Source organism: Pseudomonas sp. GT1P32 (genome assembly GCF_054897805.1).
Genome location: NZ_CM142704.1, coordinates 1537920 through 1553995, shown reverse-complemented (window position 1 = coordinate 1553995; position 16076 = coordinate 1537920). Strand labels below are relative to the sequence as shown.

General features: G+C 62.9%; 12 protein-coding genes. 8 read left to right on the top strand and 4 right to left on the bottom strand.

Annotated features, from left to right (window positions below):
* Nucleotides 1-69 precede the first annotated feature (69 nt).
* The 8 genes from ACYZUC_RS06955 (at nucleotide 70) to ACYZUC_RS06920 (ending at nucleotide 9216) form a co-directional block, all read left to right on the top strand.
* Nucleotides 70-1125: an ABC transporter substrate-binding protein gene (locus ACYZUC_RS06955; RefSeq protein ID WP_192229260.1), complete on the top strand. Its 1056-nt coding sequence runs from the start codon at nucleotides 70-72 to the stop codon at nucleotides 1123-1125.
* A gap of 15 nt (nucleotides 1126-1140) precedes the next feature.
* Nucleotides 1141-1872 carry a class II aldolase/adducin family protein gene (locus ACYZUC_RS06950; RefSeq protein ID WP_207286626.1) on the top strand — a complete coding sequence of 244 codons (732 nt, stop codon included), beginning with the start codon at nucleotides 1141-1143 and terminating at the stop codon, nucleotides 1870-1872.
* A 167-nt stretch (nucleotides 1873-2039) separates the two neighbouring features.
* Nucleotides 2040-3239 carry an LLM class flavin-dependent oxidoreductase gene (locus ACYZUC_RS06945; protein WP_461994583.1) on the top strand — a complete coding sequence of 400 codons (1200 nt, stop codon included), beginning with the start codon at nucleotides 2040-2042 and terminating at the stop codon, nucleotides 3237-3239.
* A 10-nt stretch (nucleotides 3240-3249) separates the two neighbouring features.
* Nucleotides 3250-4818: an ABC transporter substrate-binding protein gene (locus tag ACYZUC_RS06940; protein ID WP_461994581.1), complete on the top strand. Its 1569-nt coding sequence runs from the start codon at nucleotides 3250-3252 to the stop codon at nucleotides 4816-4818.
* On the top strand, nucleotides 4811-5872 hold the full coding sequence (locus ACYZUC_RS06935) for an ABC transporter permease (RefSeq protein WP_461994579.1): 1062 nt from the start codon (nucleotides 4811-4813) through the stop codon (nucleotides 5870-5872). The genes ACYZUC_RS06940 and ACYZUC_RS06935 overlap by 8 nt, the downstream gene beginning before the upstream one ends.
* Before the next feature lie 10 nt (nucleotides 5873-5882).
* On the top strand, nucleotides 5883-6728 hold the full coding sequence (locus tag ACYZUC_RS06930; RefSeq protein WP_461994577.1) for an ABC transporter permease: 846 nt from the start codon (nucleotides 5883-5885) through the stop codon (nucleotides 6726-6728).
* A complete protein-coding gene (locus ACYZUC_RS06925) occupies nucleotides 6725-8530 on the top strand; it encodes a dipeptide ABC transporter ATP-binding protein (protein WP_461994575.1) in 1806 nt (601 codons plus the stop codon). The genes ACYZUC_RS06930 and ACYZUC_RS06925 overlap by 4 nt, the downstream gene beginning before the upstream one ends.
* A gap of 227 nt (nucleotides 8531-8757) precedes the next feature.
* Nucleotides 8758-9216 (top strand): REP-associated tyrosine transposase, encoded by a 459-nt coding sequence (locus ACYZUC_RS06920; RefSeq protein ID WP_461994573.1) that lies wholly within the window; start codon nucleotides 8758-8760, stop codon nucleotides 9214-9216.
* A gap of 135 nt (nucleotides 9217-9351) precedes the next feature.
* Here ACYZUC_RS06920 and ACYZUC_RS06915 read toward each other — a convergent pair whose 3' ends face one another.
* From ACYZUC_RS06915 to ACYZUC_RS06900, 4 genes are all read right to left on the bottom strand, one after another.
* Nucleotides 9352-10437, bottom strand: a complete 1086-nt coding sequence (locus ACYZUC_RS06915) for an LLM class flavin-dependent oxidoreductase (protein ID WP_461994571.1) — start codon at nucleotides 10435-10437, stop codon at nucleotides 9352-9354.
* Nucleotides 10438-10470: 33 nt separating this feature from the next.
* Nucleotides 10471-13053 carry a TonB-dependent receptor plug domain-containing protein gene (locus ACYZUC_RS06910; protein WP_461994569.1) on the bottom strand — a complete coding sequence of 861 codons (2583 nt, stop codon included), beginning with the start codon at nucleotides 13051-13053 and terminating at the stop codon, nucleotides 10471-10473.
* A 208-nt stretch (nucleotides 13054-13261) separates the two neighbouring features.
* The gene (locus tag ACYZUC_RS06905; protein WP_461994567.1) at nucleotides 13262-14851 is read right to left on the bottom strand and encodes an ABC transporter substrate-binding protein; all 1590 of its coding nucleotides are present in this window, start codon (nucleotides 14849-14851) and stop codon (nucleotides 13262-13264) included.
* Nucleotides 14852-14855: 4 nt separating this feature from the next.
* Nucleotides 14856-16064, bottom strand: coding sequence for an LLM class flavin-dependent oxidoreductase (locus ACYZUC_RS06900; protein ID WP_461994565.1), 1209 nt, complete (start codon nucleotides 16062-16064; stop codon nucleotides 14856-14858).
* Nucleotides 16065-16076 lie beyond the last annotated feature (12 nt).

The window sequence follows — 16076 nt, the reverse complement described above, 5'->3', positions numbered from 1 at the left end:
GTTTCAGCTCTTGGCACGGGCGCTGCAATAGCTCTGGCAACAGACACTTGCCCAACCACGGAGCTGCCCATGACGCTTGCTGCCAAACAATCCCGACCCGCTGCCCCGGCTGAACTGGAGCAGATCTGGTTCACCCGTTGCCCGGTGCCGACCGCTTCCGGCATCGCCTACAAACTCGGTTGGCTCAGCGAAGAATTCGCCGCTGACGGCCTGCCGGTGTCGACCTTGCAGGAGGCCCGGCAGCTTGGGCATCACCACTACGATCACGAGTTGCCGGGCCTGTTTCGCGAAGGCGGCAACGTACCGGCCCTGGCGGCACGCGCCGCTGGTGCGCCGAGCCGCCTGATCGGCCTGACCTGGATCGAAGAGTGGCAAACCATCCTGGTTCGCCCGGACTCCGGCATTCGTCGTCCGCAAGACCTCAAAGGCAAGCGTCTGGCGCTGCCGGCCTGGGGTGAAACCCGCCCCGGCAGTATCGCTCGGGCCATGAGCCTGCACGGCTACAAAGGCGCGTTGAGCTTGGCGGGGCTGGGCTTCGATGACGTCGAACTGGTGGAAGTGGCGCTGCAAAACCAGGAGCAGGCGGCGAATCCTCAGGAAGGTTTACAGCGCCTGTGGTCGGGCCTCGATTACCTGGTGCGCGGTGAAGTCGACGCGGTGTACGTCAAAGGCGCGTCCGCCGCCGATGCTGCACGGCGTCTCGGGCTGGTGGTGGGCATTGACCTCGACCTGATCGCCGAGCCGCGTTATCGCATCAACAATGGCACGCCGCGCCCGATCACGGTCCACCAGAGCCTGCTGGACAACCATTTCGACCTGGTCGTGCGCTTTCTCGCGCAAACCCTCAGTGCCGCTGATTGGGCAGCGAACAATCGCGAGGCACTGAACGCGATTCTCGAAGAAGAAACCCGCGCCGGCAGTGCCGGTGTCGCCGAAGCCTATCGCGGTGAATTCCACACCACGCTGGCGCCGGACCTGTCGGCACAGCGTCTGGAATTTCTCGATACCCAGAAAGACTTCCTTTACCTGCACGGCTTCCTCGAACGCGATTTTTCCATCGCCGACTGGGTCGATCCGCGCCCGTTGCAAGCCGCCCATGAACTGTTGGCCAAGCGCCGCGCCTGACTCTGGAGAATTGCCATGACCGTACTCATCAACGAACAACTGATCAGCGAAGAACTGAAGAACTTCATCGACAAGGTGCTGATCGAGGCTGAAGAAGCCTTCACCGTGTTCCGTGAAACCAACACCATCACCGCCAACGGCACCGTCGGTTTCATTGAGCGCGTACCGGGCCAGGAACTGCTGGTGTCGGTGAACTATGGAGGCCCGTGGAATTACCGCAAGCCGCTGCAAGCTACGGTCACCGACTTCGAAGGCAAGGTGATCTACGGCAAAGGCAAGGGCGGGTTGGGGCGTTACACCAAACTGTTCCAGCAACATGCCGATGTGACCACCGTGTCCCATGTGCACTCGCCGTACCTCGGCGCCTGGGCGCAAACCCACCGCACGCTGCCGTTCCACTACGTGCCGGTGCAGCGTTATCAGCTCGCCCGGGAGTTGCCGGTGTACATCGACCGTCGTCAGCCGGAGGTCGATTTCATCCTCGACAAGATTGCCGAAAACCCCTTCAACCTGGCGATTCTCGAAGCCAACGGCGGCTCCACCGTGTGGGGCAAACAGGGCCTGCGCGCCACTGCCGAATTCATCCTGTTGCTGGAGGAGGGCGCGCAACTGCAATTGCTCGCCGACGCCCTCGGCGGCTCCCGCGCCTATGGCCCTGGCGTGTTGACCCAGCAATGGAAAATGAGCGGCCTGTACGACAAAGCCACCGAGCTGGGTCTGGTGCCAGCCATCGACCGCCGCAGCTAACCCGCCGATTCCCCAGCCGGCATACCTCTCCTGTAGGAGCCGGCTTGCTGGCGATTGGGCCTGAAGCCTTGCGTCGATTCAACGGACTCCATCGCCAGCAAGCCGGCTCCTACAAAGACCGTGTTTACAGCGCTGAAAGGTCGTTACACATTTCAAGGAACACACCCATGGCTGTAAAAATTCTCTGGTACCTCACCACCCCCGACGGGCCATATCCTTGGGAACCCGAAGGCCGCTGGACAACCGATTTCGAACATCTGAAACAACTCGCCGTGGCCAGCGACCGGCTCGGTTACTACGGTTCGCTGCTGGGTTCCAGCCCCAACGAAAGCCTCGCTGTCTCGGCCGCGCTGATCGACGCCACGAAACGCCTGCGCTTCCTGGTCGCGCAACACCCCGGCGAACTGTCGCCAGCCGTGTTGGCCAAGTGGGCGCTGACCTTTGATCAATTCTCCAACGGCCGCCTGCTGTTCAACGTGGTCAACGGCAATGACGCCGGCCTGGCCATCCTCGGCGTGCATTACCCCCACGACGAACGTTATGACTTCAGCCTCGAATACTGGCGTGCGTTCCAGAGCTTCTACGCCGGGGACACCTCGGGGTTCGACGGCCAGTACGTCAAACTCGCCCCCCGTTCACCGGCTGCCGCGAATCATCCGTTGGGGGGCTGGCATCCGCCGAAGCAAAAGCCTGGCATTCCACTGTGGGGCGCGGGCACGTCGGGGCCGGGTGTCGCGCATTCGGTGCAATTGCTCGACGTGTACCTGAGTTTCGCCAACACCCCGCCGAAACTCGGTGAGAAATTCCGCAAGGTCGCAGCAGAAGCCGCGAAAATCGGCCGTGAACTGACCTTCGGTACGCGCCTGCAAATCATCGTTCGCGAAACCGAGGAAGAGGCCTGGGCCCACGCCGAGAAACTCTTGCAACGTACCTCGCTGCAAACCGCGCGCACGGCCATCGAACGCCAATTGTCGCCCGGTGAAACCCTGGAGTCCTTCCACAGCGACGATCCGCAGATCCAGCGCAACGTCGAGGCCATTCGCGCCGGCCGTTTGCCCAAGGCCCGGGACCTGGAGATCTACCCGAACGTCTGGCTCGGCCCGAGCCTGTTCGGCTTCAACATCCTCGGCCCGGCAGCCGGCACTTACCTGGTAGGCAGCGCCGAGCAGGTCGCCGAGCGTATTCGCGAATACGAAGCGCAGGGCACATCGGCATTCATTCTGTCCGGTTTCCCGCTGATCGATGAAGCGCACCGGGTGGCTGATCTGCTGTTCCCGTTGCTCGATCTGGATCACGGTTTCGAGGTGCCGAAACTGGGTGTCAGCACACCGGCACCGCAGCGTGCGGCAGCGGTCCAGACAGTCTGAGGAGACAGCGATGAACGAATTTTCCCGTCGCCGGTTTCTCGGCAATGGCCTGGCGGTCAGTGGCGGCCTGTTGCTAGGCAGCAGCCTGCTCAGCGGATGCGACAGCGGGGCACAGGTCAGCGGCGCGGCCGCGTTGTCCAGCACCCCGGTGCGCGGCGGTCGCTTGCGGGTCGGCATCATCGATGGCGATCAGTCGGGCAACCTCGACGCGCACAAACCGGTGGGCGGCGGGATCATTCGCGGCTGGGCGCTGTACAGCAAGTTCTGGGAATGGAACACCGACGTCAGCACGCGCCTGGCCCTGGCCGAGTTTGCCGAACCCAACGCCGACGCCAGCGCGTGGACCATTCGCATCAAACCGGGCCTGGAGTTCCATCACGGCAAGAGCATCGGCGCCGATGACATGCTGTTCTCGATCCTGCGCCTGACCGATCCGAAACTGGCGTCGCCGTTTGCCGGTCTGGTGGGCGCGATCGACCGCAATGCGTTGCGCAAACTGGATGCGCGCACCATCGAGATCCGCTTCAAGGAAGGCCAGAGCTTTTACCCGCTGGATGAAACCCTGATCAGTTTTGGCGGCATCGTCCCCACCGATTACGACCCCATCAGCAACCCGGTCGGCGCCGGTCCTTACAAACTCAAGAGTTTCATTCCCGGCCAGCGCTCGCTTTATCAACGCTTCGAGAATTACTACAAACCCGGCCAACCCTATGCCGATGAACTGGAGATCATCGAGTTCAAGGATCAGGTGTCCCGCGCCGCCGCCCTGCGCGCCGGGCAGATTGACGTGGCCAGCGGCGTGCAAGCCGAACACAGCGCACTGCTCAAGGCAGACTCACGGCTGAGGTTGTACGCGTCGCCGAGCACCTCGTTCACCGGGTTCAATCTGAATCTGGCCAAGGCACCGTTTCAGGATCAGCGGGTGCGCCAGGCGTTCCGCCTGTTGGCCGACCGTCGCGAGTTGGTGGACCGCGGCCTCAACGGTTTCGGGCGCATCGCCAACGACCTGTATTCGCCCCACGACCCCACCTACAACCACAACATTGCCCAGCGTCCCTACGACCTGGAACAGGCGCGTTCGCTGTTGCGCCAGGCCGGGCAGACCGACCTGCGGGTGGAGCTGACCACCACGCCGGGACCGGGTGTCAACGCGGCGCTGGTGTTTGCACAACAGGCAAAAAAAGCCGGGGTCGAGATCAAAGTCACTCAGGTCGATGGCTCGGTGTTCAACGGTCCGCAACGGGAAAACTGGCTGCTGTCGCCGAGCTCCACACCGGCCCGGGGTTTTCTCGCGTCGGCGCTGCACAACGATGCGCCACAGGCCATCTACAACCGCAGCAACTTCCACGATGAACGCTTCAGTGCGCTGTACGGCCAGGCGTTGGCGCAACCCGACCTTGAGCAACGCAAAGTGCTGGTGCACGAAGCGCAAGGCATTCAACACGAACGCGGTGGCTTGTTGATCTGGGGCTTCAACGATGTGCTGGACGCCGCATCGGTGCGTGTCGGCGGTTTGCAGCCTGAACAGACCACATTTGCCTCTTGGCGTTTTGATGAGTTGTGGGTGAACCATGCCTGAGCCTTCTTGCAAAGAACCCCGCACGCCAGCCTGGCTGTCGTGGTTTGTCGGGCGCCTGGCTTACGGATTGCTGACGGCGTGGGTCATCAGTCTGGTGGTGTTCATCGCCACGCAGGCGCTGCCCTCGGACCCGGCCCGGGTGATTCTCGGCCCCGACGCGCCGCTGGAAAGCATCCTCACCTTGCAACGCCAGTTGGGTCTGGACCGGCCGATTCTCGAACAGTACCTGCGCTGGCTCGGGCATGCCCTGAGCGGCGAACTCGGTGTGTCGCTCGACTCCAACGCGCCGGTCGGCAGCATTCTGTTCGGCCGTTTCGGCTACACGCTGGCGCTGCTCTCCGGGGTCATTGCGGTGGTAGTGCCGGCGGCGTTGTTGCTCGGCGTTTCCCTGGCGTTGCGCCGTGACAGTCGGCTGGATCGCTGGAGCCTGTCGCTGCTGATCTTCCTTAAAGCCACGCCGGGGTTTCTGTTGGCCATCGGTCTGGTGCTGCTGTTTTCCATGCCGCACATGGACCTGCTGCCGGCGGTGTCGATCCTCGATCCGGACAAGGCGCTGCTGCGCCAATTGCAGTTCCTGGTGTTGCCGGTGCTGGCCCTGAGTCTGTCGGCATTGCCGTACCTGACGCGCATGGTGCGGGCCTCGATGATCGAGGCGCTGGAGTCCGATTACGTGATCGCTGCGCGCCTGCGCGGCATTCCCGAGTGGCGCATTGTCTGGCGCCACACCTTGCCCAACGCACTGATCCCGGCGATTCAAGGCGTGGCGTTGACACTGAGAACGCTGATCGGCGGCGCGCTATTGGCCGAGGTGATTTTCAGTTACCCCGGCATCGGCACCTCGTTGAATTCAGCGATCCAGATGCGCGACTTGCCGATGGTCCAGGCCATCGTGCTGGTGATCACCCTCGGCGTGGTGTTGATCAACCTGCTCGCGGATCTGCTGACCGTGCTGCTCACGCCGAAACTGCGCACCGCCCGCCGCGTGACCATGATTCAGCGTAACCGCCGGGGCATTCAGCCGTGGTGGCGACGTTCCCCATCCAAGGCGCCTTGAGAGGTAAAACATGACTGACTCCCGACGTTCGCGCTGGCAGGTATGGCTGGCGGAACCGCAAACCCGCAAAGGCGCGCTGATCACTGCGCTGGTGGTGACACTGGCCTTGTCTGGCCCGTGGCTGGCGCCGCACAGCCCGACGGAAATGCTCGGTTCGGTGTACGGCGCCCCGGTTGGCGCGGCGTTGCTGGGCTATGACTTTCTCGGGCACGACGTGGTGTCACGCTTGCTCAGTGGCGGCCTCTCGGTGTTGTGGATGTCGGTGGCGGCGGCCTCGATTGCGCTGTTGGTTGGTAGCACCCTGGGGTTGCTGGCGGGTTTTTCCCGGCGCCGGCTCGACCAGTTGATTACCTGGCTGGCTGACGTGTCGTTGGCCTTTCCCGACCTGATTCTGGTGTTGTTGATTGTCTCCATGCTCGGCCGTGCGCCGTGGTTGATCGTGTTGACCGTGGCCATCGCCTTCACGCCCGGTGTGATCCGCCTGGCCCGTGGCAGTGCGGTGGCGGTGGCGGGGCAGGAGTTCGTCGAGGCCGCGCAGATGATGGGCTACTCGCGGCGGCGGATTCTGTTCAGGGAGATCCTGCCGAACATCCTCACGCCGCTGCTGGTGCATTTCGGCAACATGCTGACCTGGGGCGTCGGCATGCTCTCGGGCCTGAGTTTTCTCGGCTACGGCGTGGCACCGCCGACCGCCGATTGGGGGCTGATGATCAATGAAAATCAGGCCGGTTTGCTGGTGCAGCCGTGGGCGGTGTTGGCCCCGGCGATCCTAATCGGCATCTTCGCCTATGGCACCAATATCCTCGCTGAAGGCATCGGCCGCAGCAGTTCACGGATCGGAGAAAAACAGCCATGAATGCGATTGCCGGGATCGAGTCCCGCCCGCCGGTGACCACTGCCGGGGTGCTGCAGGTGCGGGATTTGCGGGTCGAGTTGGCGGGACAGATTGATGTGCTGTCCGGGGTTTCGTTCAGCCTTGAGGCGGGCGAGATTCTGGGGTTGGTCGGCGAGTCCGGCTCCGGCAAGACGACCCTGGCCACCGCGTTGCTTGCTCATGCCCGACGCGGGGCACGGATTGTCGGCGGCCAGGTCGAGGTGTCCGGCCATTCGCTGCTGACACTGGAGGGCGAAGCGTTGCGGCGGGCCCGTGGCAGCCTGATCGGCTACGTCGCGCAGGACCCGGCGACGGCGCTGAATCCGGCGCTGCGCATCGGCAGTCTGCTGCGCGAAACCCTCGGTGCGCATCAGATTGAACTGGATCGTGCGGCGCAACAGCAGCGCATTGTCGATACCTTGCGTGATGTTGGCTTGCCGGACGATCCGGCGTTTTTGCGGCGCTTCCCCCATCAACTGTCCGGTGGGCAGCAGCAACGGGTGATGCTGGCGCTGGCGTTTGTCCTGCGTCCGCAGTTGATCGTCCTCGATGAACCGACCACGGCGCTGGACGTCACCACTCAGGCGCACATCCTCGCGACCTTGCGCCGCTTGTGCAAAAGCCTCGGCGTGGCGGCGGTGTATGTGTCCCACGACCTTGCGGTGATCAAGGACCTGGTCGACCGGGTGATGGTGATGTATGCCGGGCGCATCGTTGAAGTCGCCGACCGTGAAGCGTTGTTCACTCGGCCGGCTCATCCGTACACCCGAGGCCTGCTGGCGGCAATTCCCGATGTGGCGCAGCGTCGCGATTTGCAGGCAATCCCGGGGCATGCCCCGGCACCGGGGCAGCGACCGCACGGCTGTGCTTTCGCGCCTCGGTGTTCGCGTCGCACCGCCGAGTGCTCGCAGGCTGAGCCGGCCTTGCACGACCTTTCTTCCGCGCAGCGAGTGGCGTGTCTCGATCCGCATCTTCAGGCCTTGCAGCTAGTTGCCCAGGCGCCGGTGTCGGCTGTCGATGTGCCGGTGGAGCGGGCGCCGCTGCTGGAGATCAAAGACTTGAACGTGGCCTACGATCGACAGGTGTTGTTCGACGTTTCTCTGCGGGTGGCCGCAGGGGAATGCCTGGCACTGGTAGGCGAATCCGGTTCCGGCAAGACCAGCCTGGCCCGGGCCATCGCCGGGCTCGGGGAAAACGCCGAGGGCGACTTGCACTATGCGGGTGTGCCGCTGAGCTTGTCGGCCCGCCGGCGTGACGGGCGGCAACGGCATCAGATTCAGTACATTTTTCAGAACCCGTACCGGGCACTGAACCCGCGACAGACCGTTTACCAGACCCTGAGTGCGCCACTGGAACACTTCTTCGGCATCAAGGGCAGTGTTGCGCGCCAGCGAGTGGATGCGGTGCTCAAGCGTGTGTCGCTGCCGGCGTCGGTGGCCGATCTGTATCCGCACAGCCTGTCCGGCGGCGAGCGCCAGCGCGTGGCCATTGCCCGGGCGCTGGTGTGTGAGCCGAAACTGCTGATCTGCGATGAAATTACCTCGGCGCTGGACGTGTCGGTGCAGGCCTCGATTCTGGCGCTGTTGCGGCAATTGCAAATCGAAGGATTGACCCTGTTGTTCGTCACCCACGATCTCGGCGTGGTTCGCGCGATTGCTGACCGGGTGTTGGTGCTGAAGTTGGGAAGGGTGGTGGAGCAGGGGGCGGTGGATGATGTGCTGGATCAGCCGAAGGCGGCGTATACGCGTACGTTGCTGGAGAATTCGCCGACGTTGGGCACGTAGTCGGCTCGCTGGCAATTCGATGGCGAACGTTACGCCGCCATCGCTGGCAAGCCAGCTCCTACAGGGTTATGGGGTGTATGCCGAAATGCGGCTTGGCACAAACCTGTAGGAGCCGGCTTGCCGGCGATGGCGATCAAACAGACACATTCAGAACTGAACTTTGACAACGACCATCCCGCCTGCGCACTAGCCTTGTGTTTCTCCCAACAACACAGGAGGGCAATGGAATGCCCGATCTTCCCCACGCTAACCACCTGCGCGCCGGGCGCTATTCCGAATCCGGCCAAATCTACTTGCTCACTGCCGTCACCCAGCATCGCGAGCCCTTGTTCAGCGATTGGCGGACCGGTCGGTTGTTGGTACGCGAATTTCAACATGCGCACGCCGGGGATCTGGTTGAATCTCTGACCTGGGTCATCATGCCCGACCATTTCCATTGGCTGGTCGAGCTCAAACAGTGCACCTTGCCAACGTTGATGCGTGGCACCAAATCCCGCAGTGCACGGATGGTCAATGCTCACCTCGGACGCTCCGGGCGTTTGTGGCAAAAAAACTTTCACGACCGTGCAATTCGGCGTGAAGAGGATTTACTGGCGGTGGCGCGTTATGTCATCGCCAATCCGATACGTGCTGGCCTTGTCAGGCGTGTGCATGATTACCCGCTGTGGGATGCCAAATGGCTGTAGGCGCACATTTTTCTGGTGATCGTTAAACCGCCATCGCCGGCAAGCCGGCTCCTACAAAGGCATGGTGTGCATGTTGAATTGCGGCACGACACAACCCTGTAGGAGCCGGCTTGCCGGCGATGACGTCGGTGAAGACTACGCCACCCGCGCCTTGCGTCGCCGTGCTTCCTCGCGCACCGCCGGGATGATCCAGCGGCCGTAATCGACGGTGTCGTACAGCGGGTCATAACCACGATTGAGGAAGGTGGTCACGCCCAGGTCGACGTAGTCGAGCAACGCCTGGGCCACGGTTTCCGGGGTGCCGACCAGGGCGGTGGTGTCGCCGTAGGCGCCGACGGCGGTGGCGGTGGGCATCCACAGGGCGCGGTCGTGGCGGTCGCCCAGCGCCGCAGCGGCGAGCAAGCGCTCGGAGCCGGTGCCCTTGATGCGTTTTTGCCAGGGGCTGCCGGCGGCGAACTGTGGATTGGCCTTGATCTGTTCCAGAATCTGCTCCGCCCGCTGCCACGCCAATTCTTCGGTCGCCCCCAGAATCAAGCGCACGGACAGGCTCACCCGTGGCGCCTCCACGCCCGCTGCACTTGCCGCCGCGCGCAGTTTGCCGATCTGTTCGGCGACGCCGCTCAGCGGTTCGCCCCACAGCGCATACAGGTCCGCGTGTTTCACCGCGATCTGATAGGCAATGTCCGACGACCCGCCAAAGGAAATCGGAATGTGCGGATGCTGCAATGGCTTGACCGGCGAGAAGGCGCCCTTGATGTTGAAATACTGCCCCTCGAAGTCGAACGGCTCTTCAGCCGTCCAGGTGCGCCGGACGATCTCCAGGTATTCATCGGTGCGCTTGTAGCGTTCGGTCTTGTCCAGCAGGAAGTCGCCTTCCTGGGGTTCGGCGGTGATGCCGGTAATCGCATGCAGGCGAATTCGCCCGCCGCCGGTGGTGTGATCGAGCGTCGCGAAGGCTCGGGCAGCGGCGGTGGGGGCGTTCAATGCCGGACGATGGGCGATCATGAAACCCAGGCGCTCGGTGTGCGCCGCCGCGTAGGCCGCAATCTGCAAACTGTCCGCGCTGCCCGGGCCGCTGGCGATCAGCACCCGGTCGAAGCCTGCGTGTTCATGGGCGCGGGCGTGATGGCGGATAAAGTCCAGATCGAAATCCGCGCTGCGAATACCACGGGTCTCAGACCACTGGCGGGGGAAAATCATGCCGACAAATTCAATGGACATGGAACACTCCTGATAGCGATAGGTGCCGCTGCGTTAAAACTGGTAATCCACCTGGGCCAGCAATGTGCGGCCAGGCATGGGTTGCAAAAAGGTATTGGTCGAGCCGGCCAGGCCGCTGACGAAGTTCAGCTCGTTGGTCAGGTTGAGCACCCGCAACGTCGTGCTCCATTGCGGCTGGCGGTAGTACACCGCGAGGTCGAGGTTGTACTCGTCGGGGATTTTCACGGTCTTGCTCAGGTTCAAATACCAACTGCTGGTCCACCAACCGGACAGCTCGGCGCCGAAGCCTGAGTCGAAGCGATAGTCGACATAACCGCTGGCGGTGTACTCGGGAATCTGCACCGCGTCGAAGCGCCCGGACGGTCGCTGATTGAGGCTGTTGTTGTCGCCGAACACCGTGCCGTTGTCGGGCACAAACCCGGCCGAGGCGAAACCGGCCTGCGAGGCAAACTCGTTGTAGGCGCTGAGTTTCGACAGGTTGAGGCCGCTGCGCAGGTGATTGTCCGGCTGGTAGCGAAGGGTCGATTCCACGCCCTTGATCACCAGTCGGGCAATGTTGTTATTGCTGTCGGGCGATTGATCCCGCGCCTGCTTGAACGCGGCCAGGGTCATGAACAGTTCGTTGGGCACCACTTCGACCTTCAGCCCGACTTCGTGCAACACGCTGAGGCTCTGGAAGGCCAACGGGTTGAGCTGATTGGCACCGGCGCCGCTGCCCCAGCCGAGGCCGTTGGAGAAGAACCCGGTATTGACCGCCAGTGAGCGATCGAAGGTGTAATACAGCGTGCTGTTTTCGGTCGGTTTGATGTACGGACTGACCTGAAACGCGAACAGCCGATAATTGTCGCTGTCCTTGCGCGGATTGCCGCCGGCCAGCACGAACGGGTTCTCGATTTCAGCGTCGATCCAGCTGCGGCTGGCGCCAATGTTCAGACCGACACTGTCACCGAATCGCAGGTTGTGCTGGCTGAACAGGGTCTTGGTGGTCCAGGTACTTTCGGCGGTGTAGGGCGCCACCGACTCGGCGTACAAACCGTGGCCGGCCGGGTACATTGCCGGCAGATTCAGCCAGCCGTAGTAGTTGGAAAACTGCGCCACGCCGGGCTGGCCGATCCACGCGCCATTACCGCCGGCAGGGTTGGAGCCGGTCAGGCCCAGCAAGGTGCCGGGATTCTTGCCCGACGGGTCCTGGGTCAAGTCATAGGCGTTGATGGTCGAGCCGAAATTGTTGTTGGCGGCGATCGACTGGTTGAACTCGCGGCGGTAGATCACCCCGGTGTTGCTGTCATCGCGCAGGGTCAAGCCGCCGAGTTGCACTTCGTTGCGCGAGCGGAATTCGAAGCGGTTATCAAACAAATTGTCCTTGGACTGCACCTGGAAAGAACCGACCGCATCGGTCATGTCTTTGGAGCGCTGGTAGAAGGTGCTGTTGGCCAAGGTGATGGTCGGTGTCAGATCAGCTTCGACCCGCAGCTGTGTGGTGAAACGTCGCGAGCTATTTTCATCCTCGTCGCGCTGGCCGGTTTGTGACGACAGGCTGGTCAGGCCATTGCCCGTCAACGTCGGGTCATACACCCAGCCGCGCAAACTGCCGGGGCTGCTTTGGGTGTTGGGCGAAGCCGTCTGGAAGCTGCCGTTGACCACACTGTATTGACCCTGTGCGTTGCGCTGGCGTTTGACCCAGCCGAGGGTCGGCGCATCGGCCGCACCGGACGCCAGCACCGGCGACCACAGGGTGTTGCCGTTCTGGATGATCGGCGTGGCGCGCCCGGCGTAGTACTTGCCGCTGTCCACCAGTTCCTGGTTGGCGCGGTTCCAGCCGTGGGTGATGTTGTAGTCGTAGTAATTGTCGTAGCTGGCGTTCCAGTCGACCCGCACATTGTCGTTGCGCCAGGCGAGGGCGCCGTAGAACGCGTCGAAGTTGTTGTCGACGTTGTCGTAGAAGTCTTCCTGGCGCTGCTTGGTGATGCTCAAGCGATAGGCGAGGTTGTCGGTCAGCGGCCCGGTGTTGTCGATGCTGAATTTACTGGAGTCGCGGGATTCACCGTCTGGCACCCAGGCGCCCAGTTCGCCGCTGAGTTTGGTTTTGAATTCGTTGAAATTGGGCTTCTTGCTCAGGTAATTGACGTAGCCGCCACTGCCCGACACTGATCCGTAGGTCACCGAAGACGGGCCGGCGACGATGTCGGCGCCTTCGTAGGCGTTGAAGTTGGCCGGGTGGCGCACGCCGTATGCACGTTGCCCGTCCTGGAATACTTCGGAGCCCTGGGCGCGGAACTGCGGGGCGAGGCCGGCGTTCTGGCCACCGCCGCGGGTAATGCCAGGGGCGTATTTCACCAGGTCATCGGCGCTGCGGATCGAGTCGTTGGCCAGTTGTTCGGCGTTGATCTGGGTGATGGATCGCGGCGTGTCGAGCACCTTGGTTTCGATGCCGCCATAGACCGACGTGGGTGGCCGGGTGGGCAGCGCGTCATCGTCGGACTCGCTGGCACTGGCTTGGACGGTGACCGTTTGCAGTTGGGTGTCGGCGGCGAAGGTCGGCATCGACAGGGTCGACATCACCGCCACGGCCAGGGCGGAGCGTTTTACGGGCAAACGAAAGGCGATAGAGGGCATGGCAAATGAGCCTCGATAGATAAATTTATGGAATTGCCTAAACACAATTCGCCTGACACTCCACCGACTCTGTAGGAGCCAGCTTGCTGGCGATGGCGGCCGTTATGACGCTATCGCCAGCAAGCTGGCTCCTACAGGTCCGCGTGGTATCAGGTGGACCACGCCGTATGATTCGCCGGGGGCAGGCAGGCCGTTTCGCTGGTGCGGATCAGGCCGTGTCTTTCAACCAGAGCTTTTCAAACCGCCAGGTGCTGAACAGCGACTCTTCCGCCGCCGCGCCGCCTACGCGGTTGGCCACGCTGTCGAGCAGGTCGGCGTAGCCCCAGATCAGCATGCCGCCGCGTTCGTACTGGATCTGTTGAACCTGATGCACCAACGCTTTGCGTTTCTCCAGATCGGGCTGGGCCATGGCCGCCAGAAACAGCTCGCTGAACTGCGCATCCTTGAAGTGCGTCTTGTTGGCCACGGCAAACGGCGCGTCGGTGTGGATCGCACTGGCGAGGAACGGTGCGCCGATGCTGCCGCCGGTGCTCAAGGTCCAGTCGGTGCGCAGCGGTCCCTGGAACGTGGCCAGGTCCACTTGCTTGACCTTGAGCGTGACGCCAATGCGCTTGGCCTGTTCAGCCAGAACCAGCGCGGAAGTCAGCCCCGGCCCCGGCGTGGTCACCAGTTCCAGTTCAAGGTTTTCGTAGCCCGCCTCCTTGAGCAATTGCGCCGCGCGCTGCGGATCGTGGGGACGCGGCCCGAGCGTGTGGTTGAAGGTCGGATCGCTCGGCGCATACAGATCGTTGGCCACGCGGCCCTGACCGTTGAGCGCCCGGCGCACCAGTTCTTCTCGATCCGCCAACAGGCGAAAGGCCTCGCGCACCCGTGGATCGTTGAACGGTGGCTTGTCCAGGTTCATGTCGAACGACAACCAGTTGCCGGTCACCGATTTCAGCACCTTGAGCCGAGGGTCGTGCTGCAGCACTTCCAGCTGTTCGGTGGGCATCACGTTGGCCATGTCGATCTGCCCGGAACGCAGGGCCGCCAAGCGCGAAACCTGATCCTTGAAGTCGATGATTTCCAGCTCGTCGGCGTAGGGTTTGCCGTCCTTGTAGTAGTTCTCGAAGCGGGTGAACAGCGAGCGCTGGCCGGGGGTGAAGCTTTTCAGTTTGTAGGGACCGGCGCCCACCGGGTTGCTCACCGGGTGATAGTCCACCGGCACGATGCCGCCGAAGTTGACCCAGGTTTCCGCCAGCGGCATATAGCTGCGGCCTTCGCGGAAGTTCAGGCGCACGGTGCGCGAGTCAAGCTTGACCAGGTTGTCGCGGTCCACCCAGTGCAACAGCGCAGCATAGGGCGAGGCCAATTGCGGGTCAGTGAGACGGCGAATCGAGAAGATCAGGTCATCGGCATCGATGGTCTTGCCATGGTGGAATTCCAGCCCGGGGCGCAGGCGCAACGTCCAGCTGCTGGCGTCGGCATTCGGCTCGGCGAACTCGGCGAGGGCCAGGCGCGGTTGCATCTGCTCGTCCCATTCCCACAGCTTGCTGTACAGCGCAAAGCCGCGAACGATGCCGCTGCCGATGGGTTTGTGCGCATCGAGGTTGCCGCTCTGGTTGCCGTCGAGAATCCCCAGGCGCAGGCGCCCGCCATAACGCGGCTGATCGTCGGCGGTGGCAATGGCCGTCGCCGGTTTATCGCCGCTCGGGCCGCACCCGGCGAGCAGGCCGCCACCGAGCAGAAAACCGCCGCCGAGCAGTGCGCTGTGACCGAGAAAATCCCGGCGACTGAACAATGAAAGATCCTCGCTCATGGCATCAGGCTCCGGCCGGGCCGTTGGCGGAACGCAGTTCCAGCGGCGCCGGCAGCGGGCGGCTCAGTTCGGCGCGCTCGCCGCGAAAGTGCGGCAGGATGTGCTCGCCCAGGCGATAGGCTTCTTCCAGATGCGGGTAACCGGCGAGGAAGAACAGGTCGATGCCGATGGCGTTGTACTCGCGAATCCGTGCCACAACATTTTCATAACTGCCCACCAGCGCGCAGCCCGGCGGAATGCCGATGTAGCCGAAACCGGTCCATACATTCGGGTGGATAAAAAAGTCGTCGAAACTCTGGGTTTCCTCTTTCTGCGCGAACTCGTTTTCATAGCTGAGTTTGCGCGCGGTGCGCAGCCCGGCATGCGCGGCCACGGCCTTGACCGCGCCCCTGGCGATGCCTTCATCGAAGAAGCGTTTGGCTTCAGTGCGCGCCAGTTCCTCGGTCTCGCGGGTGATGACGTCAATCGACAAACCGAAGCGAATGTCGCTGCGTCCGTACTTCAGCGCGCGCTCGCGAATGTCGGCGATCAGCGCGGCAATTTCGTTCGGGTGCTCGGCGCGCATCAGGTAGAAATCAGCGTGTTTGGCAGCGAATTCCCGGGCTGGAATCGACGAGCCGGCGGTGCAGATCAGCGGCAGCTCGGCTTTCTTCAACGGCCCGCGCAGACCACCACCCTCGGCCTTGTAGAATTTGCCCTCGTAGTGGAAATTCTCGTTGTGCCAGTAACCCTTGACCACGTCCATGAACTCGATGGCGCGCTCATAACGCTCGTCGTGATCACTGAAATCGCCGACCTGACGCTGAATCGCATCCGAGCCGCCGTTGATGATGTTCCACACCAGGCGGTTGCCGGTCGCCCGTTGATAGGTCGCGGCCTGCTGCACCGCCACCCACGGCGTGTAGTGATAGGGCTGGAACGCGGTGACGAATTTCAGCGTGCGGGTTTCCCGGGCCAGCAGCGAGCAGACCGTCCACGGTTCCTCGCCGGAGGGTGCGTTGACCATCAGCGCACCGCCGAAACCGTTGATCTCGGCAGCCTTGGCGATCTGCCCGAGGTAGTCGATGTAGGTGAAGTGATCGCCGACGCTGAACCCCGAGACGGCGCCGGTGCTCGGGCCGCCACGGTGCCAGTCGCCGCGGTTGCGCGGGTCGCCGGGGAGGAATTGGGTTTCGCCATGCAGGGGCAGGCGGGTGAAGAATTCAATACTCATGTCGAAGGCTCC